Origin of the sequence: Thermoflexus hugenholtzii JAD2 (genome assembly GCF_900187885.1) — a bacterium.
GTDB classification, from domain to species: Bacteria; Chloroflexota; Anaerolineae; order Thermoflexales; family Thermoflexaceae; genus Thermoflexus; species Thermoflexus hugenholtzii.
This window is the reverse complement of sequence record NZ_FYEK01000002.1, coordinates 113,038-133,720: the sequence shown is the minus strand read 5'-3', so window position 1 is coordinate 133,720 and position 20,683 is coordinate 113,038. Positions and strand designations below refer to the sequence as shown.

At 68.5% G+C, this 20,683-nt stretch carries 21 protein-coding genes, 1 tRNA gene and 1 pseudogene; 12 read left to right on the top strand and 11 right to left on the bottom strand.

Annotated elements, in window-relative coordinates; translation table 11 throughout:
- The first annotated feature begins 203 nt into the window (after window positions 1–203).
- The 3 genes from CFB18_RS00525 to argF are packed head-to-tail and all read left to right on the top strand — an operon-like array spanning window position 204 to window position 3,630.
- Window positions 204–1,613 (top strand): hypothetical protein, encoded by a 1,410-nt coding sequence (locus CFB18_RS00525; protein ID WP_088569859.1) that lies wholly within the window; start codon window positions 204–206, stop codon window positions 1,611–1,613.
- 7 nt (window positions 1,614–1,620) lie between these two features.
- Window positions 1,621–2,667: a threonine ammonia-lyase gene (locus tag CFB18_RS00520; RefSeq protein WP_088569858.1), complete on the top strand. Its 1,047-nt coding sequence runs from the start codon at window positions 1,621–1,623 to the stop codon at window positions 2,665–2,667.
- 33 nt (window positions 2,668–2,700) lie between these two features.
- Window positions 2,701–3,630: an ornithine carbamoyltransferase gene (argF, locus tag CFB18_RS00515; RefSeq protein WP_088569857.1), complete on the top strand. Its 930-nt coding sequence runs from the start codon at window positions 2,701–2,703 to the stop codon at window positions 3,628–3,630.
- Here argF and CFB18_RS00510 read toward each other — a convergent pair.
- From CFB18_RS00510 to CFB18_RS00465, 10 genes and pseudogenes are all read right to left on the bottom strand, one after another.
- Window positions 3,627–4,229, bottom strand: a complete 603-nt coding sequence (locus tag CFB18_RS00510; RefSeq protein WP_088569856.1) for a macro domain-containing protein — start codon at window positions 4,227–4,229, stop codon at window positions 3,627–3,629. The two genes, argF and CFB18_RS00510, sit on opposite strands and share 4 nt — an antisense overlap.
- 117 nt (window positions 4,230–4,346) lie before the next feature.
- Window positions 4,347–5,699, bottom strand: coding sequence for a guanitoxin biosynthesis PLP-dependent transaminase GntE (gene gntE, locus CFB18_RS00505; RefSeq protein ID WP_088569855.1), 1,353 nt, complete (start codon window positions 5,697–5,699; stop codon window positions 4,347–4,349).
- A gap of 51 nt (window positions 5,700–5,750) precedes the next feature.
- Entirely contained in the window at window positions 5,751–6,890 is a 1,140-nt protein-coding gene (locus CFB18_RS00500; protein WP_088569854.1) for a saccharopine dehydrogenase family protein, read from the bottom strand.
- 327 nt (window positions 6,891–7,217) lie between these two features.
- Entirely contained in the window at window positions 7,218–7,796 is a 579-nt protein-coding gene (gene hpt / locus CFB18_RS00495; protein ID WP_088569853.1) for a hypoxanthine phosphoribosyltransferase, read from the bottom strand.
- 30 nt (window positions 7,797–7,826) lie between these two features.
- Window positions 7,827–8,417: a thymidine kinase gene (locus tag CFB18_RS00490; RefSeq protein ID WP_088569852.1), complete on the bottom strand. Its 591-nt coding sequence runs from the start codon at window positions 8,415–8,417 to the stop codon at window positions 7,827–7,829.
- A gap of 258 nt (window positions 8,418–8,675) precedes the next feature.
- Window positions 8,676–8,882: pseudogene (gene rpmE / locus CFB18_RS16415) on the bottom strand (50S ribosomal protein L31); the annotation flags it as partial.
- Window positions 8,879–9,175, bottom strand: a complete 297-nt coding sequence (gene rpmA / locus CFB18_RS00480) for a 50S ribosomal protein L27 (RefSeq protein ID WP_088569850.1) — start codon at window positions 9,173–9,175, stop codon at window positions 8,879–8,881. The gene rpmA and the pseudogene rpmE, both read right to left, overlap by 4 nt.
- A gap of 12 nt (window positions 9,176–9,187) precedes the next feature.
- Window positions 9,188–9,520 (bottom strand): 50S ribosomal protein L21, encoded by a 333-nt coding sequence (rplU, locus tag CFB18_RS00475; protein ID WP_088569849.1) that lies wholly within the window; start codon window positions 9,518–9,520, stop codon window positions 9,188–9,190.
- Between the two features lie 70 nt (window positions 9,521–9,590).
- Window positions 9,591–9,665: transfer RNA gene (locus CFB18_RS00470), tRNA-Gln, on the bottom strand.
- Window positions 9,666–9,703: 38 nt separating this feature from the next.
- Window positions 9,704–10,510, bottom strand: a complete 807-nt coding sequence (locus CFB18_RS00465; RefSeq protein ID WP_088569848.1) for an inositol monophosphatase family protein — start codon at window positions 10,508–10,510, stop codon at window positions 9,704–9,706.
- 202 nt (window positions 10,511–10,712) lie between these two features.
- On the opposite strand from CFB18_RS00465, the gene CFB18_RS00460 reads away from it, so the two are divergent.
- From CFB18_RS00460 to CFB18_RS00450, 3 genes are read left to right on the top strand one after another with little or no spacing between them, the layout of a single operon-like run.
- On the top strand, window positions 10,713–12,179 hold the full coding sequence (locus CFB18_RS00460) for an O-antigen ligase family protein (RefSeq protein WP_143597452.1): 1,467 nt from the start codon (window positions 10,713–10,715) through the stop codon (window positions 12,177–12,179).
- Window positions 12,180–12,182: 3 nt separating this feature from the next.
- Entirely contained in the window at window positions 12,183–14,351 is a 2,169-nt protein-coding gene (locus tag CFB18_RS16140) for a sensor histidine kinase (protein WP_088569846.1), read from the top strand.
- Window positions 14,352–14,375: 24 nt separating this feature from the next.
- Entirely contained in the window at window positions 14,376–15,107 is a 732-nt protein-coding gene (locus tag CFB18_RS00450; RefSeq protein WP_088569845.1) for a LysM peptidoglycan-binding domain-containing protein, read from the top strand.
- 89 nt (window positions 15,108–15,196) lie between these two features.
- Here the strand turns inward: CFB18_RS00450 and CFB18_RS15160 are convergent, their stop codons facing one another.
- Complete coding sequence (locus CFB18_RS15160) at window positions 15,197–15,478, bottom strand: hypothetical protein (protein ID WP_159461495.1); 282 nt, start codon at window positions 15,476–15,478, stop codon at window positions 15,197–15,199.
- 281 nt (window positions 15,479–15,759) lie between these two features.
- On the opposite strand from CFB18_RS15160, the gene CFB18_RS00440 reads away from it, so the two are divergent.
- From CFB18_RS00440 to CFB18_RS00415, 6 genes are all read left to right on the top strand, one after another.
- Entirely contained in the window at window positions 15,760–16,755 is a 996-nt protein-coding gene (locus CFB18_RS00440) for a lysylphosphatidylglycerol synthase transmembrane domain-containing protein (protein ID WP_159461494.1), read from the top strand.
- 137 nt (window positions 16,756–16,892) lie between these two features.
- The gene (locus CFB18_RS00435) at window positions 16,893–17,912 is read left to right on the top strand and encodes an SDR family NAD(P)-dependent oxidoreductase (protein ID WP_088569842.1); all 1,020 of its coding nucleotides are present in this window, start codon (window positions 16,893–16,895) and stop codon (window positions 17,910–17,912) included.
- The gene (locus CFB18_RS00430) at window positions 17,909–19,081 is read left to right on the top strand and encodes a glycosyltransferase family 4 protein (protein ID WP_088569841.1); all 1,173 of its coding nucleotides are present in this window, start codon (window positions 17,909–17,911) and stop codon (window positions 19,079–19,081) included. The genes CFB18_RS00435 and CFB18_RS00430 overlap by 4 nt, the downstream gene beginning before the upstream one ends.
- Before the next feature lie 87 nt (window positions 19,082–19,168).
- Entirely contained in the window at window positions 19,169–19,387 is a 219-nt protein-coding gene (locus CFB18_RS15155) for a hypothetical protein (protein ID WP_088569840.1), read from the top strand.
- A 25-nt stretch (window positions 19,388–19,412) separates the two neighbouring features.
- Window positions 19,413–19,919: a hypothetical protein gene (locus tag CFB18_RS00420; RefSeq protein WP_088569839.1), complete on the top strand. Its 507-nt coding sequence runs from the start codon at window positions 19,413–19,415 to the stop codon at window positions 19,917–19,919.
- Window positions 19,889–20,680, top strand: a complete 792-nt coding sequence (locus CFB18_RS00415; RefSeq protein WP_088569838.1) for a class I SAM-dependent methyltransferase — start codon at window positions 19,889–19,891, stop codon at window positions 20,678–20,680. The genes CFB18_RS00420 and CFB18_RS00415 overlap by 31 nt, the downstream gene beginning before the upstream one ends.
- Window positions 20,681–20,683: the final 3 nt, after the last annotated feature.

Sequence of the window (20,683 nt, the reverse complement as noted above, 5' to 3'; positions counted from 1 at the left end):
GCGTGGCGGGGGGCGGCCGCCCGGGCGCGCCTGCGGGGGATGCTCGCGGGCCTCCTCACCTGGCCCTGGGTCGCCCGCAAACGCCCCCAGGTCTTCGCCCACCGTCGCCGCTCCGATGCGGAGCTGCTCGCCCGACTGCGCCCGGATTGACGTTCCCGCTCCCACAGGGGACAATCCCTCTGAATCCCTGAGCGAGGGATGCCATGCGCAAACTCGGGATCGCGTTGCTCATCCTCCTGAGCCTGGCCTGCAGCGCGGGGGCAGTGGCCCTGACCTGGACAGCTGCCCAACGGATGGCCCAGCCCACACGACCCACCGCGGCACCTTTGCCTCCTTCCTCCACCCGGGTGGAGACCCCTGCGCCTCCTCCCTCCTCCACACGGGTGGAGACCCCCGCGCCTCCTCCCTCCACCGCGGCAGCTCCCCTCACGGCAACCCCGGCGGCCTCCGTCTTCGATACCATCGCCCGGACCGTGGAGGAGATCCGGGGCCTGCGGGCCACCGGGCCCTACACCCGATCCCTGATGACCCCGGCGGAGCTGCGCGCCTACCAGGAGCGGAAGTTCGAAAAGGACTACACGCTGGAGGAGGCCCGCCAGGACACCCTCACCCTGGCCGCCTTCGACCTGCTGCCCCGGGATTTCCCGCTGCGGGATTTCCTGCTGGAGCTCTACACCGAGCAGATCGCCGGCTTCTATGATCCGGACACCAAGCAGTTCTTCGTGATCAGCGAGCAGGGGCAGCCCGGCATCCTGGAGCGGGTGACCTTCGCCCACGAATATACCCATCTCCTCCAGGATCAGCATTTCGACCTCGTGGCCATGGGGTTCACGGACGACGAATCCAAGCGGCCCAAGGATGTGGACGACGACGCGATGCTGGCCCGACGGGCCCTGGTGGAGGGCGATGCCACCCTCACGCAGCTGTTCTATCTGAACCGGCTGCCCGCCGCGGAGCAGCGGGAGTGGCTCCGGGCCGTCCAGCGCCAGCCCAGCGAGGTCTTCGACCGAGCCCCCCGGGTGATCCGCGAGGAGCTGACCTTCCCTTATGAAGCGGGTTTCGCTTTCGTTCAGGCCCTCTACGAGCGCGGAGGGTGGGAGGCTATTGACGCGGCGTTCCGCGATCCGCCCGCTTCCACCGAGCAGATCCTGCATCCGGAGAAGTTCTGGAGCCGCGAGGCCCCGATTCGGGTGACGCTCCCTCCCCTCACCGACACCCTGGGAAGCGGCTGGCAGATGATCGACGAGAACGTCCTGGGGGAGTTCTACCTGCGGGTGGTTCTGGAGGAACGCCTGGATCGCTCCCGGGCGGAGGAGGCGGCAGCCGGCTGGGGCGGGGACCGCTACGCGGTCTACTGGAACGAGGCCGCCGGCCAGGATTTCTTGGTTTTGGAGGTGGTCTGGGACAGCGAGGACGAAGCCCGGGAGTTCGTGGAGGCCTATCGGGATTACGCCACAGCCCGTTACGGGCGCGGCCCGGTTCGGGAAAGCCCCGGACAGGCCCTCTGGGCCGGAACGGACGTGTTGTGGCTGGAGTGGAACGGCACCCGCACCCGGATCCTCCGGGGCCCCACCGAGGAGCTCATCCGTCGCGTCCGGGCGCAGTTTCGCTGAGGGAGCCATGGGATTCTCCGAGCGGCCGACGGACAGCCCGCCGGATCTGTCGATGATCCGGGAAGCTCATCGCATCCTGCGGGCGATCCTCCCGCCCACGCCGGTGCGGACCTTTCCCCACCTGAACCGGCAGCTGGGGGCGGAGGTCTGGTTCAAGCTGGAGGCCTGGCAGCCCACCGGCTCCTTCAAGGTGCGGGGAGCCCTGGCCCGGATGAGCCGGCTCCGACCGGAGGAGCGGGCGTGTGGGGTGGTGACCGCCTCGGCGGGCAACCACGGGCTGGCGGTGGCCTTCGCCGCCCGGCTCCTAAGCGGGATCCCGGTCACCGTCTTCGTCCCGGAGACCGCCGCCCCCAACAAGGTCCGCGCCCTAGAGGCCTTCGGCGTCCGTCTGGAGCGGGCAGGCCGGACCTACGCCGAGGCCCACGCCGCCGCCGTCGCCTTCGCCCAGCATCAAGGAGCCTGTTACCTCCACGCCTATGAGGATCCATGGGTGGTGGCCGGTCAGGGGACCATCGCCCTGGAGCTCATGGAGGCGCTTCCGGACCTTGACGCCGTCTTGGTGCCGGTGGGCGGGGGTGGTTTGATCAGCGGGATCGCCCGGGCTTATCAGGCCCTCGCCCCCCGGACCCGGATCATCGGCGTGCAGACGGAGGCCTCCCCGGCCCTGGCCGCCTCATTGCGGGACGGACGGCTCTACGAGGACGATCCGGCCGGCCCCACCCTGGCGGACGGCCTGGCCGGCGGGGTAGGCGCCTGGGCCTACCAGCTGGCGCTTGAGGGGGCGATCCACGAAGTCTTAGTGGTGCGGGAAGAGACCCTCCTCGAGGCCATCGGGTGGCTGGCGGCCGAGGCCCACCTCATTGTGGAGGGATCCGGCGCCGTCGGCATCGCGGCCCTGTGGGAGACGGGGCCGCGCTGGGCCGGACAGCGGGTGGCGGTCGTCCTCTCCGGGAGCAATCTGGAAGGGGAGATCCTGCTGCGTGGGCTGGCGCGCTACCTCGAGAGGCGGACGGAGGATTCGGCGGATCGATCCCGCGCCCCTGTCGGGGCGTGAAATCCACACATCGAATCCGGAGGGAAGGGAACGATGGGCTCGCTGCGGCATTTCATCTCGCTGGTGGATTGGGCGCCGGAGGAGATCGAGGCGCTGATCCTGGACGCCGCGCGGATGAAGGCGGAGTGGAAAGCGGGGGTCCGCCCCACGCCCCTCGCCGGCAAGACCCTGGGGATGATCTTCCAGAAGCCCTCGCTGCGCACCCGCGTCTCCTTTGAGATGGCCATGCGCCATCTGGGAGGGGACGCCATCTACCTTTCCCCTCAGGAAGTCGGCCTGGGCCAGCGGGAGAGCGTGGCCGACGTGACCCGGGTGCTCAGCCGCTACGTGGACGCCATTATGGCGCGGGTCTTCGCCCACTCTATCCTGGAGGAGATGGCCCGCTACGCCACGGTCCCTGTCATCAATGGCCTCTCCGACGACGAGCATCCGTGTCAGGCCCTGGGGGACATGCTCACGGTTTACGAGAAGAAGGGACGCCTGCGGGGGTTGAAGCTGGCTTTCGTCGGCGACGGCAACAACGTGGCGACCGCCCTGCTTTACATCTGCGCCATGCTGGGGATGGACTTCGCCATCGCCACGCCTCCGGGCTATATGCTGAAGGAGGCCGTCATCGAACGGGGGAGGGCTTTCGCCGCCCGCAGCGGGAGCCGTCTGCTCTTCACCCACGATCCGGCGGAGGCGGTGCGGGAGGCGGACATCATCTACACGGACGTATGGGCCAGCATGGGCCAGGAGGCCGAGGCGGAGGTCCGACGTCAGGTGTTCCCGCCCTATCAGGTCAACGCGTCCCTGGTGGCGAGGGCGCGGCCCGATGTCATCGTGATGCATTGCCTGCCGGCCCATCGGGGCGAGGAGATCACCGATGAGGTGGCCGATGGCCCGCACTCGGTGATCTTCGATCAGGCGGAGAACCGCCTCCACGCCCAGAAAGCCCTGCTGGTCCGGCTGCTCGCCGGTTAGGCCGGGGAAGCGGCCGCCTGTCCCCCGAACCGGGCGTGGAAGGCGGCCTCGAAGGGACGCAGCGTGGCCTCGTCCAGGATCACCACCCGGATCTCCCGGGGGGGCTCGCCGGGGTGGGCGGCGGCGAAGGCGGCGATGGTCTCCCAGAAGATGGGCGCCGCCCGCTCCTTCGGGAACCCGAAGATGCCGGTGCTGATGGCCGGCATGGCGATCCGCTCATAACCTTGGGCCCGAGCCGCCTCGAGGGTGTTGCGGATCGCCTCCGCCAGCTGTTGCTCCTCCCCGCGGGTCCCTCCGGACCACACCGGGCCGACGGTGTGGAGGATGGCGCGCGCCCGCAGCCGCCCGGCCCCGGTGATCGCCACACCCCCCGTGGGGACCGGTCCGTGGCGGCGCACCCACTCGTCGCTCTCCGCCTGGATCTGAGGCCCGCCTTTGCGGACCAACGCCCCGGCGACGCCGCCGCCGTGCTGGAGGTAGGAGTTGGCGGCGTTCACCAGCGCGTCCGCCTCCTCCTCCGTCAGGTCCCCCTGCACCAGGACCACCCGGTGCCCGGAGGGCAGGATGGTCTCCGCGACCGTCCGGTTCCCCTTGCCCATCGCGGCCTTGTCCCGAAGCGTCCGCGGTTCACCGGCATCAGGATGGAAACGGAGGGCTGAACGTCGGGTCCATTCTGCACCATCGCTCTCCCGGCGTCCAGCCCCCACGGGTTGCGTTCACTTCCCGACCGACGTGACCTCCGCCGGGCCGACGGGTTTCCCTTTCCGCAGGACGGCGCGCACGGCATCGGCGAAGCGGTTGAGGGTCTCGTCCACCACCTCCGGCGTGTGGGCGGCCGAGGTGAACCAGGGCTCCCGCGGGTCCACCTCGAACATCACCCCGCGCTCATAGCAGGCCAGGCCGATCTCCGCGTAGAGCTCGATGTCGCTGGACATGGTGTCCCGGTGATCCCGGGGCGTCCCCTCGAAGTTCAGGAGGAAGCTGAACATGTTGGGGTGGCCGGAGACGGCGTGGGGGATGCCGGCCTCGGTCAGGATCTCGCTGATCCCCTTCATCAGCCGCTCGCCGGCCTGGGCCGCCCGCTCCAGGGCGTCCGTGGTCTCCAGGATCTCCAGGGTGGCGTCGGCGGCGGCGGTGCCCACCACGTTCCCGTTGTAGGTTCCGGCATGGGCCACCGCTCCGGGCTCGATGGTCATCATGATCTCCCGCTTGCCGCCGATGGCGGAGATGGGGAATCCGTTGCCCATGGCCTTGGCGTAGGTGACCAGGTCCGCCCGCACCCCGAAGAACTCCTGGGCCCCGCCCCGGGCGATGCGGAAACCGGTCTTCACCTCGTCGAAGATCAGCACGATGCCGTATTCATCGCACAGGCGCCGCAGGAAGGGGAGGAACTCGGGGTGGGGCATGATGGCCGCACTGTTGCCCAGCATCGGCTCCACGATGATGGCCGCGATGTCCCCCCACTTGGCCTTCACCGTCCGCTCCACGGCCTCGAAGTCGTTGAAGGGGAGGGTGATGATCAGGTCGGCGATGACCCGGGGGATGCCGGAGCTGGCGACGACGGGGATGGGGTGACGGCGGCTCCCCATAGGTTGGCGCAAGGCCATGGCCGTGGAGAACAGCAGGTAATCGTGGTGGCCGTGATACTGGCCCTCAAACTTGATCACCTTCTCCCGGCCGGTGTAGGCCCGGGCGATCCGCAGAGCATGCATCGTCGCTTCTGTCCCTGAGTTGGAGAAGCGGACCATGTCCACGCCGGTCATGCGGATGATGCGCTCCGCCGCCCGGATCTCCCATTCGGTGGTGGCCGCGAAGATCACCCCATCCCGGATGGCCTGGCTCACCCGCTCCACCACCGCCGGGTGGCCGTGACCCAGGATCACCGGCCCGTAGCCCAGGCGGTAGTCGATGTAGCGGTTGCCGTCCAGATCGTAGATGTAGGGGCCTTCCCCCCGGCTGACCACGATGGTCTGATCATCCCCCCAGTAACGGAAGTTCGAGGTAACCCCCCAGGGCATCACCTCCTTAGCTCGGAGAAATCGAGCGCGGGTCTTCGGCCATTGACGCATGGGAACCTCCTGATTCTTTCAGGATGAATGAGAAGATCGTCCCCCATGGGTTCACTCTGTTAGGATCTCAATCCCCCGGCGGGCCAGCTCCTCGAAGAAGCGCTCCGGGGGGATGGCCCGTTCGGGGGGGACAACGCCTCGCGCGGAGATCTCACCCCGGGCGATCATCTGGACGCCGATGCTCAGGGGAACGCCGATGTTCCGATAGTAGGCGGCCTCCCCGCCCCACACCTCCTGGGGGGGATGTCGGTTGCGCAGCACCATGGTGTGGGGGCGGCCGTTCCGGCGGCCGCTCACCTCCACCACCAGCCCGTAGGCCCACACCGGGTTCTCCCGGGAGGCGGGGAGGGCGGCGAGCAGGCGGGCCACCAGATCGATGGCGGGGTAGGCGCCCCCATCGAGGGGAACAGGGGTGGAGGAGAGCGCGCCCATCTCGTAGAGGGCGCGCATCGCCCGCATCACGTGGGGCGGGAAGCAGCCCCGCACCGCGGCACGGCGCAGGCCCGGGAAGGAGCGGGGCATCGTCCGGGCCTCATCGTGGGGGACGTAATACACGGTCTGCTCCCCGATCTGCTCATGGAAGCGCACCCGCTTCTCCCCGGAGAAGGGCGGAGCGGGGTGCCACGCCCCGTCCTCCCAGTAGACCATCGCCCGTTCCGGCTCCTCCGGGTTGAACTCCCAGAGGGTGGTGCGGAGGAGGCCCGGCGAGGGCGCCAGGCAGCGGAAGGCGGCGAAGGCGATCTCCACGGATTCCACCTGATCCATGGAACGGGCGGCGTAAGCGGCCATCACGTTGGTGGTGCCGGGGGTGGCGCCCACCCCCGGGATGAACACCATGTTCTTCGAGCGAGCCGCCTCATCCAGCTCGAACTGGGCCTCGTCGAAGGCCAGGTCCACCCCGCTGACCCCGGCCTCCACGCAGGCCCGCGTGACCAACACATCGTAGGCGAAGGGGAGGCCGTTCATCACGACATCGAAGCCCCGGATCAGGCGGACCAATGCTTCCTCATCCCGCACGTCCAGAGGGACCACCCGAAGGCGGGGGTCTCCGATGTCGCGGGCGAGGCGTTCCGCCTTGGCGGGATCGATGTCGGCGATCACGATCTCGCGGAAGATCGAGCCGTGCTGGCAGAGGTCCCGTGTGGCCTCCCGGGCCACGGCCCCTGCTCCACCGAGGGCCAACACGCGCATGGATGCCTCCCAGGCAGGAGAGTGTCTGGATCCGGCAAGCAGGAGAAACCGTGAGAGGCGGAGGGGCAAGGAGTCAGCAATCCGCAGTGGCCCAAACTGTCCAGAAGTGACAGCGTCGCATGTAAGGGGCGCGGAAGGGATGCTTCCGGCCGCCGGAGGGATGATTCGACCTGTGCGTTGCGGGATAGCTCATCGCTCCTGGCCCCTTGCGGATCTGGAGGATCGCAGCCTCGCGCCGCCGACTGCCTTCCGGGACTTACGATAGCCGCGGCAACGCGAGATGGCTTGGCATGATTTTAGCGGGAATCCGGGCCCCAGGCCAGCCGCTTATTCCTCCAAAGCATCGGCCTTCAGCACGGCGATGAAGGGGATGTTCCGGAACTTCTCGTCCAGGTCCAGGCCGTAGCCGAAGACGAAGACGTTGGGGATCTCGAACCCCACGTAATCCAGGGGGACCTGGATCTCGCGCCGTGCTCGCTTGTCCAGCAGCGCGCAGACCCGGAGGGTGGCGGGGTTCCGCGTCCACAACAACCGCAGGATGTGATCGAGGGTCCGCCCGCTGTCCACGATGTCCTCCACGATGAGGACGTGGCGCCCCTCGATGTTGGTCTGGAGGTCCATCAGGATGCGCACCACCCCGGTGGATTGCCGGGCGCCGATCCCGTAGCTGGTGATGGCCATGAAATCGATCTCATGAGGAACGGTGATGTGGCGCATGAGGTCGGTGAGGAACATCACGCCGCCCTTGAGCACACAAACCAGCACCAGATCCTTGCCCGCGTAGTCCCGCGAGATCTGAGCGCCCAGCTCCGCGATACGACGTTGCAGGACATCCGCCGGGATCAGGATGCGGTCGATCAGGTGCTCACATCCCCAGCTCGAGGGGGACTCCACCGGCGTCTCCATCCCTCCCGCCTCCCCCGTCCCGTTCGAGCCTTACGGGGTTTCCGTCGCCTCCCGGGGGACCACATGGCAACGCCGGCAGCGGGCCTCATAGGTCTCGCTGCCACCCACCAGGATCACCGGGTCGTCGTAGCGGGCAGGCCGCCCGTTGATCAGCCGCTGGGTGCGCGTCGCCGGCGCCCCGCACACCACACAGATGGCGTGCAGCTTGTCCACCTGATCCGCCTGAGCCATGAGCAGCGGCATCGGCCCGAAGGGCTCCCCGCGGAAATCCATATCCAGCCCGGCCACGATCACCCGGATCCCCCGCTCCGCCAGGGCCTGAACCACATCGGCGATCTCCCAATCGAAGAACTGCGCCTCATCGATCCCCACCACCGTCGTCCCGGGTTGAAGATGGTCCAGGATCGCCCGGGCATGTGGCACTGGGATGGCCTCGATGTCCAGGCCGTTGTGGGAGCGGACTCTCTCCAATCCGTAGCGGGTGTCGATCAGGGGTTTGAAAACCTGGACCTGCTGGCGGGCGATCTGGGCGCGGCGGAGCCGGCGGATGAGCTCCTCGGTCTTGCCGCTGAACATACACCCGCTGATCACCTCCACCCAGCCCGCGCGGGCCTTCTCCATCCTTTGCCTCCTTGGGATCAGACGGGATGCCGCCTCTGCTCCCGTAGGCGACGGTGTCAGGCCTAAGCCGATAATGAAGTTCAGCTTACCAAAAAGCGATGCGAGCGGGTCTGAAGGACCCGCCCGCACGCTCGTTCAGAATGCTTCCTCTTCTCCCTCGAGGCGCTCGAGGATCTCCTCTGGCTCCTCGACCACCTCGATCACCGCCTGTTTGCGCTTGCGGCGCTGGGCGCGCTCCGCCCGGGCCTTCAGGTAGGCCTCGTCCCGGGCGCTCAGGCGCCGCATGAAGCGGTCCACCTGCCCCTCTTTGTCGACGATCCGCTGCTCCCCGGTGAAGAAGGGATGGCACTTGGAGCACACGTCCGTCCGGATCACCGGCACGGTGGCCCCGGTGGTCCAGGTGTTGCCGCAGGCGCAGATCACCTGGGCGTTGGGATACCAGGTCGGGTGAATGCCCGGCTTCATCCGTCACCTCCGTTCGGGGACGCGCCGTCGGGTCGGACCGGATGGGGATACACGCTCACCCGCTTGCGCCCTCCGCGCCCTATCTCGAACCGCACGTAACCGTCGATGAGCGCGAAGAGGGTGTAATCCCGGCCCATCCCCACGTTCTTGCCGGGATAGATGCGGGTGCCGCACTGGCGGACCAGGATGTTGCCGGCCCGCACGAACTGACCGTCGAACCGCTTGACCCCGCGGCGCTTGGATTCGCTGTCACGGCCGTTGCGGCTGGCACCGCCGCCCTTCTTGTGCGCCATCGTCGCCTCCTTTCACGCCGAGGCCGGAACACCAGCCTCTACCGCGTCGATCTGCAAAAGGGTGTAGGTCTGCCGGTGGCCCTGCTTGCGCCGATAGCGCTTGGCCCCCGGGCGATACTTGAACACAATGATCTTCTCCCCCTTCACGTGGCCCAGCACGGTCGCCCGGACCCGAGCCTGGGGGACGACCGGACGGCCGATCTGCACCCCCTCGCCCTCCCCGACCATGAGAACGCGGTCGATCTCCAGGGATGCGCCCGGAGGGAGGTCGAGCTTTTCCACCTGGATCCGATCGCCGGCCTTCACGCGATACTGATGTCCGCCGATCTCAATGACTGCGAACACGGAGCGCCTCCCGCGTGGTCTGGCAACGGATGAAGAAAGGGCCGCACGGAGCGGCCCTTTCCTGCCGGACTGGCTGCGGGGGGAGGACTCGAACCTCCATACCCGGATCCAGAGTCCGGTGTGTTGCCCCTTACACCACCCCGCAGGGCCGTCCTTCATTTTACACGGAGCCTTCCCCTTCGGTCAAGCGCCGGCGCGCGCAGCAGCCAGGGCCTCCAGGAGCTCCTCGTGAATGCAGCCGTTGGTGGCTACGATGTCTGTCCCCAGGGGAGGCAGCGGATCCCCCGCAGGGGTGGTGACCCGTCCACCTGCCTCCTCGACCAGGAGGGCCCCCGCGGCCAGGTCCCACGGGCTCAGCCGGAACTCCCAGTATCCGTCCAGTCGCCCGGCCGCCACGGCCGCCAGATCCAGGGCGGCGGAGCCGACGCGCAACACCCCATGGCAGCGTTTGAGCAGGGCGACGAACTCCCGAGTGTTGTCGAAGGGGGACTCCTGCCGGTCATAGGGGAATCCGGTCACCAGCAGCGCCGCCTCCAGCCGGGAGGTCCGGCTGACCCGGATGGGCCGTCCGTTCAGGAAGGCCCCCTCTCCTCGCCGGGCGGCGAACAGCTCGTCCCGCATCACGTCGTAAACCACGCCCAGAACCCGCTGCCCTTCATGGAGCAACGCGATGGAAACCGAGAAAACCGGGAACCCGTGGGCGAAGTTCGTGGTCCCATCCAGCGGATCCACCACCCAGAGCCAGGGAGAGCGCTGGAGGATCTCCCCGCTTTCCTCTGATAGCAGCTGATGGTCCGGGAACGCCTCGCGGATGCGGGAGATCAGGACCTGCTCGGCGGCGAGATCCGCTTCGGTCACGAGATCGATCTCCCCTTTGTAATGGATCTCCAGGCCGCGCCGGAAGTGCCAGCGGAGGACCCGGCCGGCCTCCACGGCGGCCTCCACGGCCACTCGATAGGCATGATGAAGGGTGGCAGCGAAGGCGTCCATGTGCGCCTCCTTCCGGGAATGTCCTTCCGTTCAAGGCCCGAGGGAGCCCTCTTCGCGTTCCCTGTGAAGGAGCCCACGAGGATTATAATCAGACTCAGCCCCGCCATCAGGATCTTCGCCGGGGTCGAGGGATGGAAACGGGTTCTGGGAGACCAGTGGTTCAGGCTCCCTGGCATGGGGGCGCTGAGGAAGGGAGGATCGGTTGCAGGCGCGGCTTTGTTCTTTCCCGATACCGAGCATGGGGGTGCTGGCCCTGGGCCTGGTGATGGCCTGGGGGCTGGGATGGGGGATCGCCACCGGGGGGCCGATCCTGGCGCTGGGAGGGCTGATCGGCGCCTTCCTGGTCCTGGGTGTCCTCAGCTCTGTCGACCTGGCTTTCTTCCTGGTTTTCGCGGTGATCTTCCTGCTTCCCTTCGCCACCTTCCCGGTCCGCCTGGGCTTCACCCCCACCTGGCTGGACCTGGCGGTCATGGGCTGGTTGCTGAGCGGGCTGGCCTGGTGGGCCGCTGGGCGGACGGCGGCCCTGGAGGGGACGGCCCTGGCCTTCCCGGTGCTGGCCTTCATGGGGACCACGCTGGTGACCTTCCTGGCAGGGCTGGGCCATGCCTCCCTGACCCAGACGGTGGCCCGGCGGTTCGCCGAGTTCCTGCTCTCCATCGCCTCGTTCTTCTGGGTGGTCACCCTCGTTCGGGATCCGACGCGGCTGGCCCGGCTGGTCCGATGGATCCTCGGGCTGGGATTCCTGGCGGCCCTCGTGGCGGTCGTCCTCTATGCGCTCCCCGACGCCCGGGCGGAGGAATGGCTGCTGCGGCTGCGGTCCCTGGGCTACTACCCGGAGGGCGGCCCGGTCCTGCGCTACATCCTGGATGATCCGCAGCAGCCGGAGCGGGCCATCGGGACGGCGGTGGACCCCAACCTGCTGGGGGCGACGCTGTCCACCCTGATCGCCCTGGCCTTCCCGCAGGCCTTCGCCCGGCATCCGGTGTGGCCCCGGCCGCTCCTCTTGATGTTCCTGGGGATGATGGTGGTGGCGCTGTTGCTGACGTTCTCCCGGGGCTCGTTCATCGGGGCGGCGGCGGCCCTCCTGGCCCTCAGCCTTCTGCGCTACCGCCGTGCGCTCCCGTTCCTGCTGATCCTCCTTGTAGGGGTGCTGTTGCTCCCCGCGACCCGGAGCTACACGCTGCATCTTCTGGCCGGGTTGCGAGGGGAAGACCTGGCCACCCGCATGCGGTTCGGAGAGTATCGGGATGCCCTTACCCTGATCTCCCGCTATCCGCTGTTCGGCGTCGGGTTCGCCGGGGTGCCGGATGTGGATCTCTACATCAAGGTGGCCAGCATCTACCTGCTGGTGGCGGTGCAGATGGGGCTGGTCGGGCTGGGGATTTTCCTGCTGGTCATCGGGGTGCTGTTCATCGCCGCCTGGAGGGCTCGGCGGGGGGTCCGGCGTCGGCCCGAGCTGGAGCCGCTCTGGCTGGGCCTCCACGGGGCGGTGCTCGCCGCGCTGGTCAGCGGGATCTTCGATCATCACTTCGTGAACTTCGATTTCCATCACATGGTGCAGTGGTTCTGGCTGATGATCGGCCTCGCCATGGCCGCCACCCGGATGGTCCAGCAAGAAGCCGGAGGGAGCCCTCCGGGCGAAGGATCCGGAGCATCCTCCGGGGGATAGCGAATGGAAGGGATCCAGGCGCTGATGCGCGGGCTGACGGAGGCCTCCGCCTCCCTGTTCTACCATCTCCTCGTGGGCCTGGCTCTGGAGGGCCTGCTCCTGATGGCCCTCGACCTCCGGCGCCGGTCCGGCAGGGGCGGGCTCGCGGATCGCCTGATGGTGGCCGCTGGCCTGGGCCTGATGGGCCGCCTGATCCTGTTCGGGGCGGCCTTCGGGGAGACGCGGGGGTTGCCTCCGGGGACGCTCCTGCCGCCGCTGGAGCGGGCGGTGGATCTGGCGACGTGGGGATGGCTGGGCTGGGCCATGGCCGGCGCGGGGCCCGGGCTCTGGGCGCCGGCCCTCCATACGGTGCTGGTCCTGGGCGCTTATGGGGCAACGGCGCCGGCTTGGTGGAGCATCGCCCTCCAGGATCCCACGGCCGTCTACGTCACCACCCCTCCGGAGCGGGCATGGACCCTGTGGGCGCTGGGGCTCAACCTGGCCATCGGAGGGCTGCTGCTCTCCCAGCGCCCGCGGAGGTTCCCCACCTCCGGGGCCCTGGGCTTCTCCCTCCTCGCCCTGGGGGCGCTGCTGCAGCTGAACGCCCCGCTCCTGGGAACCCATCTTTCCCCATGGATCCGCCTGGGCGCCCTCGCCGCGTATCCGCTCTGGCTGGCGGGGACCTATCAGCTCGCCTTGGATGGGGCGTGGGGGCGCCCTTCGGCGATGCGGCAGGCCGCATCCGCGTGGCTGGCCTGGACGGCGAGCCTGCTCCAGGCCCTTCAGGATCGGGAGGTCTCGGATCCTTTCCGGGAAGCCCTCCGGATGGCGCGGGAATGGCTCGGCGCGCGCTGGACGGGGATCGGGCTCTTGCAGGAGGACCACCTGGTCTTCATCGCCCGGGAGGGGGAAAACCTGCCCCGCGCCGGCTCGGACCTCGTCCTGACGCTGTCGGAATACCCGCGCTGTCAGGAGGCGATCGATCAACGTCGGGGGGACTTCATGACCCCGGCGGATCAGGCCGGAGAGGCCTTCCTCCGCCTCTGGCAGGCCTTCGGGATGGAGCGCATCGGCTCCCTGCAGGTGGAGCCCCTTGTCGTTTCGGATCAGGTTCTGGGCCTCTGGCTGATCGGCTATCCCCCGGAGGCCGGGAAAAGCTGCCCCCCGGATCCCGGGCTGGCCCGGGAGATGGCCGGAGCGCTGGCCCGGACGTTGTGCCTGTTCCGGGAGCGGGAGCGCCTGACGCGCCTGGAGGCGGCGCTACAGGCCCTGGAGCAGGAGCGCCAGGAGACCATCCGGCAGCTGGAGGCCCGGCTGGAAGAGGAGCGCCGGTCGCTGCAGCGGGAAATCCATCGCTGGGCCACCCGGGCGGCGGAGGCGGAAGAGGAGTGGGAGCGCTGGCGACGCCGGGCGGAGGAGCTGGCCCAGCTGCTGGAGGCTCAGGCCGCCCTGCCGGTGGCGGCCGCCTCGGTTAAGGAAACTCCCTCTGGATCCGGGGAGGAGCGAGATGGGCTGGTCCTGGCCCTCCTCCAGGAGCTGCGCACGCCGCTCACCGCCATCCTGGGCTATACAGATCTGCTCCTAGGGGAGGCAGTGGGGATCCTGGGCGCCACCCAGCGGCAGTTCCTGCTGCGGATCCGGGCCAACATCGAGCGTATGGCGGGGCTGATCCGGGAGACCCTGCAGATCGCCGCCCTGGAGGCCGGATCCTACCGGCTGGAGCCCGGCCCGCTGCGCTTGGAGGAGGTCCGAGACGAGGCCCTCCAGCAGTTGCAGCCGGTGCTCCAGGAGCGGGGCCTCCGGGTGGAGATGGAGTGGCCGGAGGACCTGCCTCCGGTGCGGCTGGACCGGGATGCGGGGCAACAGATCCTCTATCACCTCTTGAACAATGCGGCCCTCTGCAGCCGTCCAGGCACGGCCATCGTCCTGCGGGCCCGCCGCAATCCCAGCATCCCCGACGTGCTCTTCCTGAGCGTGCGGGATACGGGGGGAGGGATCCCGGTGGAGGAGATTCCCCGGGTTTTCGTCCCGCGCTATCGGGCGACGACGCCGCTGATCCCCGGGGTGGGGGATAGCATCGGCCTCTCCATCGCGCGGGCCCTGGTGGAGGCCAGCGGGGGGCGGATCTGGGTGGAAAGCGAGCCGGGGGTGGGAAGCACCTTCACCGTCGTGCTGCCCCTGGCTGTCTCCTGAGGACTGGTGTTAAGGAAAGAAACAATGCGGACGTTGCTGGCGCTGCTCGGGCTGGGGATTCTGATCCTGGGGGCCCTGGGGATGGCGGTGGTGGAGGGCCGGCCGCGCCCGGCGGCCGTTCCCCGGGCCACCCGTCCCGCTGCGCCTTCTCTCCCAGAGGGGAGAACCGCCACCCCGGCCGAGGAGGGGCTGGTGGAGACGGTGGAGACGCCGCCCCCCTCGCCCGCGTTCTTCCCCGTCCCGGCCTCCCCCTCCCCAACGCCGTCCGGGACGCCGGGGGAGGCCCCTATGCCGACCCTCTCCGCAACCCCCACGGGGACCGGGACGCTGAGAGCTCCGTGCCGGCCGCCGGCGGACTGGATCCCCTATCGGGTGCAGCCGGGGGACACGGCCTACCGGCTGGCGACCCTGGCGGGAATCTCCGTCTCGCGCCTCCTGGAGGCCAACTGCCTGCGACATCCGGCCCTCTTCATCGGGCAGCGGGTTTATCTGCCGGTTCGCCTGCCCACCCCGACGCCGAACCCTACGCCCTGCGGGCCGCCTGCGGATTGGGTGCTCTACACCGTGCAACCCGGGGAGACCCTCTACCGGCTGTCCGTGCGCTTCGGGGTTTCCCTCTCCGACCTGATGCAGGCGAACTGCCTGACCACGCTGTCCTTGAGCGCCGGGCAACGCCTCTACGTCCCTCCCTCGCCGACGCCGACCGGGACGCCGGATGTCACCCCTGCGCCCTCTCCCACCCCCACGGCCCCCTGAGGACCTGACCGACTTCCGGGGAAAAGACAGGCGGGCATGCCGGGAGCCGGCATGCCCACCTGAAGGGAGGATGGGAACGCAGGCTCCGGCTACTTCCGGGCCGTCTTCTTGGTGGTCTTCTTGGCCGTCTTCTTGGCTGCGGCCTTCTTCGCGGGTTTCTTGGCTGCGGCCTTCTTCGCAGGCTTCTTGGCCACCGCCTTCTTGGCCGTCTTCTTGGCCGCGGCCTTCTTGGCCGTCTTCTTGGCCACAGGCTTGCGGGCCGGCTTGGCCGGAGCGGGGGCCGGAGGCGGGACCATCTCCTCCGCAGGCGCCTCGGGGGCAGGCGCCGCCGCGCCTTCCATCTCCTGGTAGTAGACCCATTTGCCGACCATCGCTCGCTCCTTTCTGCAAGAATTTGGGACGGAAGCCGATGGATCTGCCCTCACGCCCATTGTAGGAGAGCGATGCAAATTTAGGCAAGACTAAATTCAATTCGAGTGCGATGGACACGCTGACGAAGGACGGATCAGGGCGTCCGCGCCCTTCCGGTGAGTGGAGGAGATCGCGGAACGGGCCCTCCCGGTTTATCATTGGGAGCCACGGGATCGGAGGGCTGCCCCGGCTGGCTCGCTCCCTGACGGCCGGCGGATCTTGGGGGTTCGGAGGTGTTCCGATGGGTCGCTGGCGATGGGTGCTGGGGCTGATGATCGGGGCCCTCGCGCTCTATGGGGCGGTGCGGGGGCTGGATCTCCCCACGCTCTGGGCCACGCTGCGCGCCGGGAACTACGGATGGATGCTCCCGGCCCTGCTCGCCCTGATCCTGAGCGTGGCGGCCCGGACCGCCCGCTGGCGGATCCTGTTGAACGCGCCTCCGGGGGTGTCCTTCCTCCGCCTCTGGAACGTCCTGAACGCCGGCTACCTGGTCACCCACGTTCTCCCCTTCCGGATGGGGGAGCTCGCGCGGGTCCTCCTGCTGGCCCGCTTCCCCCAGACCCCGGCCGGCCTGGTGGCGATGTCCATCGTGGTGGAGCACGCGCTGGATCTGGCGGTGGTGCTGGCCCTGACCGGGGTGGCCCTGGCCCTCCAGCCGGGAGCCCGCGGGCTGGGGCTCCTGAGCCACGCCGGGCCGGTGCTCACCCTGGGCGCGCTGGGAGGGCTCCTCCTCGGGGCCTTCCGGCCCCAGTGGGCCTGGTGGCTCACGGACGCTCTCACCCGGCCGCTTCCTCGGCCGCTTCAGGGCCGGCTGCGCCGGGAGGCGGAGGCGGCCCTGCGGGGACTGGAGGTTCTTCGGACCCCTCGGGCTCTGGCCGCCGCCTTAGGCTGGTCCCTGGTGGCGTGGCTGGCGACGGCCGCTCATCTCTACGCGGTCATGGGGGTTTTCCTGGAGACCCCGGATGGGTGGGTGGCTTTGCTGACGATGAGCGCCCTGACCTTCGGGATGCTGGTGCCCTCCACCCCCGGCTACATCGGGGTGGTGCAGGGGATCACGGTGTGGGTGATGGGGGAATTCGGGATCCCGCAGGCCACGGCCTTCAGCATCTCGGTCGCCTCCCACGGACTGATGTATGGGGTCCTCTCCACCCTCGGGGCCCTCGGCCTGTGGCTGGAGACCGGGCAGGTAGGGCTTGGGTTCCTGCGGCGGACGCAGGTGGAGAAGGCAGACCGCTAAGGAGGGCATGCTCGAAGGCGGCAGGGGCCCGGCCTCTCACGGCCCCTTCCGGTTTAAAGGCTAAAGACTAAAATATCCCGCGGCATGCGCAACTTCGGGCGTGCTCCTGGATTCTCAACGCGCTCAGGAGGCCGGAAATGCCCCCCTCGGCCCTGATCACCGGCGGCGCGGGCTTCATCGGATCGAACTTGGCGGACGCCCTGGCCTCGGACGGCTGGGTGGTCTGGATCTTCGACCTGCTGGCCCGGCCCGGCGTGGAGCGGAACTTGGCCTGGCTCCAGGAACGGCACGGCGGGCGCATCCGCTTCATCCGGGGAGACGTCCGGGACTTCCCGGCGGTGGCGGAGGCGGTGCGGCAGGCGGAGGTCGTCTTCCATCTGGCCGCCCAGGTGGCGGTCACCACCTCCCTGATCGATCCCCGCACGGATTTCGAGATCAACGCCCTGGGCACCCTCAACGTCCTGGAGGCCGCCCGCCAGGCCCGCCATCGCCCCATCGTGCTGTACACCTCCACCAACAAGGTCTACGGGGCCATGGAGGAGGTGCCGGTGGTGGAGGAGGCCACCCGTTACCGATATGCCGATCGCCCCTTCGGGATCGATGAGGGTCAGCCCCTGGACTTCCACTCCCCTTACGGCTGCTCCAAGGGGGCGGCCGATCAGTACGTGCGGGATTACGCCCGCATCTACGGCCTCCCCACCGTGGTGTTCCGCATGTCCTGCATCTACGGCCCCCGGCAGTTCGGAACGGAGGATCAGGGGTGGGTGGCCCACTTCGTGATCTCCGCCATGACCGGGCGGCCGATCACGATCTACGGGGATGGGAAGCAGGTGCGGGACCTCCTCTTCGTCACGGACCTGGTGGCGGCCATGCGGGCGGCGGTGGAGCGGATCGATCGGACGGCGGGGCAGGTTTACAACATCGGAGGTGGTCCCGAGCACACCCTCTCGGTCTGGCATGAGTTCGCCCCCCTGCTCGGGGAGATCCTGGACCGTCCCCTGGATCCTCCCGCCTTTGGGCCCTGGAGGCCGGGGGATCAGAAGGTGTATGTCAGCGACATCCGCAAGGCGATGCGGGACTTGGACTGGCGGCCTCAGGTGGGGGTGCGGGAGGGGCTGACCCGGCTGGCGGAGTGGGTGCGGGAGAACCTTCGATGAAGATCCTGGTCGCGCTCACATATTACCGTCCCCATATCAGCGGTCTGACGATCTATGTGGAGCGGGCGGCCCGAGCCCTGGCGGCCCGGGGTCACGAAGTTCTGGTGTTGACCTCCCAGTATGACCGCCGTCTTCCTCTTGAGGAGGTGCGGGACGGCGTGCGGATCCGGCGGGTGCCGGTGCTGATGCGGGTGAGCAAGGGGGTGATCATGCCCACCATCGGATGGTGGGCGACCCGCCTGGCCCGCTGGGCGGACGTCCTCTGGCTGCATCTGCCCCAGTTCGACGCCGCCGGCATCGCCCTGCGCGGGCGCCTGTTCCGCAAGCCCGTCGTCCTGACCTATCACTGCGACGTGACCCTTCCCCCGGGATGGCTGAACCGGGTGGCCAACCAGGCGGTCCACCTTATGGATCATCTGGCGGCTCGTCTCGCTGATGTCATCGTGAGCTATACGGAGGATTACGCCCGCCATTCCCCCTATCTTTCCCGTTATCTCACCAAGGTGCGGGTGATCCCTCCGCCGGTGGAGATCCCGGTTCCGGATCCGGAGCGGGTGGCGGCCTTCCGGGCCCGCTGGGGGCTGGAGGGCCAGGTGGTCATCGGGATGGCCGCCCGCCTGGCGGCGGAGAAGGGGGTGGAGTATCTCCTGGAAGCCCTCCCCCATATCCTGGCGGTTTATCCGAACGCCCGCGTGCTCTTCGCCGGGCCTTACCGAAACGTCCTGGGGGAGGAGGCCTACGCCCGCCGGCTGGCGCCCCTCTTCGAGCGCTACCGGGACCACTGGACCTTCGTGGGGGTGCTGGAGCCGGAGGAGATGGCAGCCTTCTACGCCAGCTGCGACGTGGTGGTGCTTCCCAGCTGGAACGCCACCGAGTCCTTCGGCTTGGTGCAGGTGGAGGCGATGCTGTGCGGGACCCCGGTGGTGGCCAGCGATCTGCCGGGGGTGCGGGTGCCGACGCAGACGACGGGGATGGGGTTGACCTTCCCCCCGCGGGACAGCCGGGCGCTGGCCCAGGCGATCCTGCGGGTGCTGGCGGAGCGCCCGGCCTTCTGCCGGCCCCGGGAGTGGGTGGCCCAGCACTATAATACGGAGCGAACCGCTGCCGCTTATGAGGCGCTTTTCGAGGAGCTGCGGGCGTCCCGGGATCGGAGGAAGAAAGGAGCTTGAAAATGGCGACCCGCGGACTGTTTGTTCGGAATTTTTCGCTCGATCGAGTGTGTAGATTGTAGATCTGGAGCTCGCACCTACCACGGCATGGCATTTCTGAGCGCCCTTCTGGCTCAGGTGGCACGGGGCGCGCTCCGGCCCGCGGATCTGGCGTGTTATTTCGTGGAACGAAAGGACGGCGTTTCGGTCTTCACGCGTCAGCAGGTGAATGAGCGCGGCCAGATCGAAGGGGGGTTGCGGACGTTTGTGGAGGCGGAGCTGGAGGACCTCCGGGTCTTCCTCGGTGTGCCCGAGGCTTCCGAATGAGAACGACCTGTCAGGAGAAGCCGCGATGTCCTCCCGCCTCATCCTCCTGGACGAGTGGCTGTTCTCTCATCTCCAGGGCGAGGAGGGAAGCGAGCGCCAGCGACAGGCCTATCGGATCCTTGAGGAAATCGAGAGGCGCTGTGATCGGATCGCGTGGCGGCCCGACACGCCCTGGGCGCGTAAAGCCTACAAGCTCATGAAAGATCAACGGCCAGCGGTCCGGGCAGCCAACCGTCTGCTCCAACGCTTGCTGCGGGATCCCCAAAAAGGAGTCATTCCCTCCTCGTCGGCGGGCTCGGCGGCGCGCTCTCCGGAAGCATGGTCCTCCATCTCTGAGGAGGACCGATATTTGCTGGAGATCTATATCGATGCGGGCGCGGAGCTTCTGGTGAGCACGGATCAGAAGTTGCTGGATCAACTCAAGAGATCCTTCCCGGAAGTTCGAGCGCAGGAGCTCGAGGAGTTCGTCCGCTCGTATCTCACCCGCCTGGACAGATCGGGATGGCTCCTGATTTCCTCTGGCTTCATTTGAAGGAGGTGCCTGCCTTCCGGGCGCTGCTGCGGGCGGTGGAGGCCCGATTCTACCAGGGCCTGGAAATGCCGGAGCCGGTCCTGGATCTGGGCTGCGGGGATGGACACTTCGCCTCCGTGGCCTTCCCGGGGAAGGCATGGGTCGGGCTGGACCCCGAATGGGAGCCTCTGAAGGAGGCCGCCGCCCGCCGGGCCTACCGGTGGGTGGTGCAGGCCGATGGCGCCCGCATGCCCTTCCCCTCGTCCTTCTTCGGGACCGTGCTCAGCAACTCGGTCCTGGAGCATATCCCTCCGGTGGAGGCCGTCCTGGCGGAGGTGGCCCGGGTGCTGCGGCCGGGAGGCCTCTTCCTGTTTTGCTCGCCCAGCCATCGCTTCGTCGAGTTCCTCTCGCTCTATCGGCTGCTGCGCCGGCTGCGGCTGCGGCGCGCTGCGGAGGCCTACGGCCGGCTCTTCAACCACATCTCCCGCCATCATCACTGCGATGCTCCGGAGATCTGGGTGGCCCGGCTGGAGCGGGCCGGCCTGCGCCCCCTCCGCTGGTGGTTCTATTTCTCCCCGGGCGCCACGGCCTTGTTGGAGTGGGGCCACCCGTATGGGCTGCCTTCCCTGATCTACAAAAAGCTCCTCGGTCGCTGGATCCTCGCCCCGTGGCGGTGGAGCCTTTGGCCGGTGGAGCGGATCCTGCGGCCGTTCTACGAGGAGCCTCCAGGCCCGGAGGGCGCGTATTTCTTTATGATCGCGCGAAAGGAGGGAGGCGGATAACCC

Excerpts from the sequence above, each read along its gene's own strand:
- CFB18_RS00435 (WP_088569842.1), top strand. The coding sequence starts at position 16,893 with ATGCCCCCCTCGGCCCTGATCACCGGCGGCGCGGGCTTCATCGGATCG.
- CFB18_RS00490 (WP_088569852.1), bottom strand. The coding sequence starts at position 8,417 with ATGGAGAAGGCCCGCGCGGGCTGGGTGGAGGTGATCAGCGGGTGTATG.
- CFB18_RS15160 (WP_159461495.1), bottom strand. The coding sequence starts at position 15,478 with ATGGTCGGCAAATGGGTCTACTACCAGGAGATGGAAGGCGCGGCGGCG.
- CFB18_RS00520 (WP_088569858.1), top strand. The coding sequence starts at position 1,621 with ATGGGATTCTCCGAGCGGCCGACGGACAGCCCGCCGGATCTGTCGATG.
- gntE (WP_088569855.1), bottom strand. The coding sequence starts at position 5,699 with ATGCGTCAATGGCCGAAGACCCGCGCTCGATTTCTCCGAGCTAAGGAG.
- CFB18_RS00420 (WP_088569839.1), top strand. The coding sequence starts at position 19,413 with ATGTCCTCCCGCCTCATCCTCCTGGACGAGTGGCTGTTCTCTCATCTC.
- rpmA (WP_088569850.1), bottom strand. The coding sequence starts at position 9,175 with ATGGCGCACAAGAAGGGCGGCGGTGCCAGCCGCAACGGCCGTGACAGC.
- CFB18_RS00465 (WP_088569848.1), bottom strand. The coding sequence starts at position 10,510 with ATGGACGCCTTCGCTGCCACCCTTCATCATGCCTATCGAGTGGCCGTG.
- CFB18_RS00415 (WP_088569838.1), top strand. The coding sequence starts at position 19,889 with ATGGCTCCTGATTTCCTCTGGCTTCATTTGAAGGAGGTGCCTGCCTTC.
- hpt (WP_088569853.1), bottom strand. The coding sequence starts at position 7,796 with ATGGAGACGCCGGTGGAGTCCCCCTCGAGCTGGGGATGTGAGCACCTG.
- CFB18_RS00430 (WP_088569841.1), top strand. The coding sequence starts at position 17,909 with ATGAAGATCCTGGTCGCGCTCACATATTACCGTCCCCATATCAGCGGT.
- CFB18_RS00525 (WP_088569859.1), top strand. The coding sequence starts at position 204 with ATGCGCAAACTCGGGATCGCGTTGCTCATCCTCCTGAGCCTGGCCTGC.
- CFB18_RS00450 (WP_088569845.1), top strand. The coding sequence starts at position 14,376 with ATGCGGACGTTGCTGGCGCTGCTCGGGCTGGGGATTCTGATCCTGGGG.
- argF (WP_088569857.1), top strand. The coding sequence starts at position 2,701 with ATGGGCTCGCTGCGGCATTTCATCTCGCTGGTGGATTGGGCGCCGGAG.
- CFB18_RS15155 (WP_088569840.1), top strand. The coding sequence starts at position 19,169 with ATGGCATTTCTGAGCGCCCTTCTGGCTCAGGTGGCACGGGGCGCGCTC.
- CFB18_RS00440 (WP_159461494.1), top strand. The coding sequence starts at position 15,760 with ATGGGTCGCTGGCGATGGGTGCTGGGGCTGATGATCGGGGCCCTCGCG.
- CFB18_RS16140 (WP_088569846.1), top strand. The coding sequence starts at position 12,183 with ATGGAAGGGATCCAGGCGCTGATGCGCGGGCTGACGGAGGCCTCCGCC.
- CFB18_RS00500 (WP_088569854.1), bottom strand. The coding sequence starts at position 6,890 with ATGCGCGTGTTGGCCCTCGGTGGAGCAGGGGCCGTGGCCCGGGAGGCC.
- CFB18_RS00510 (WP_088569856.1), bottom strand. The coding sequence starts at position 4,229 with ATGGGCAAGGGGAACCGGACGGTCGCGGAGACCATCCTGCCCTCCGGG.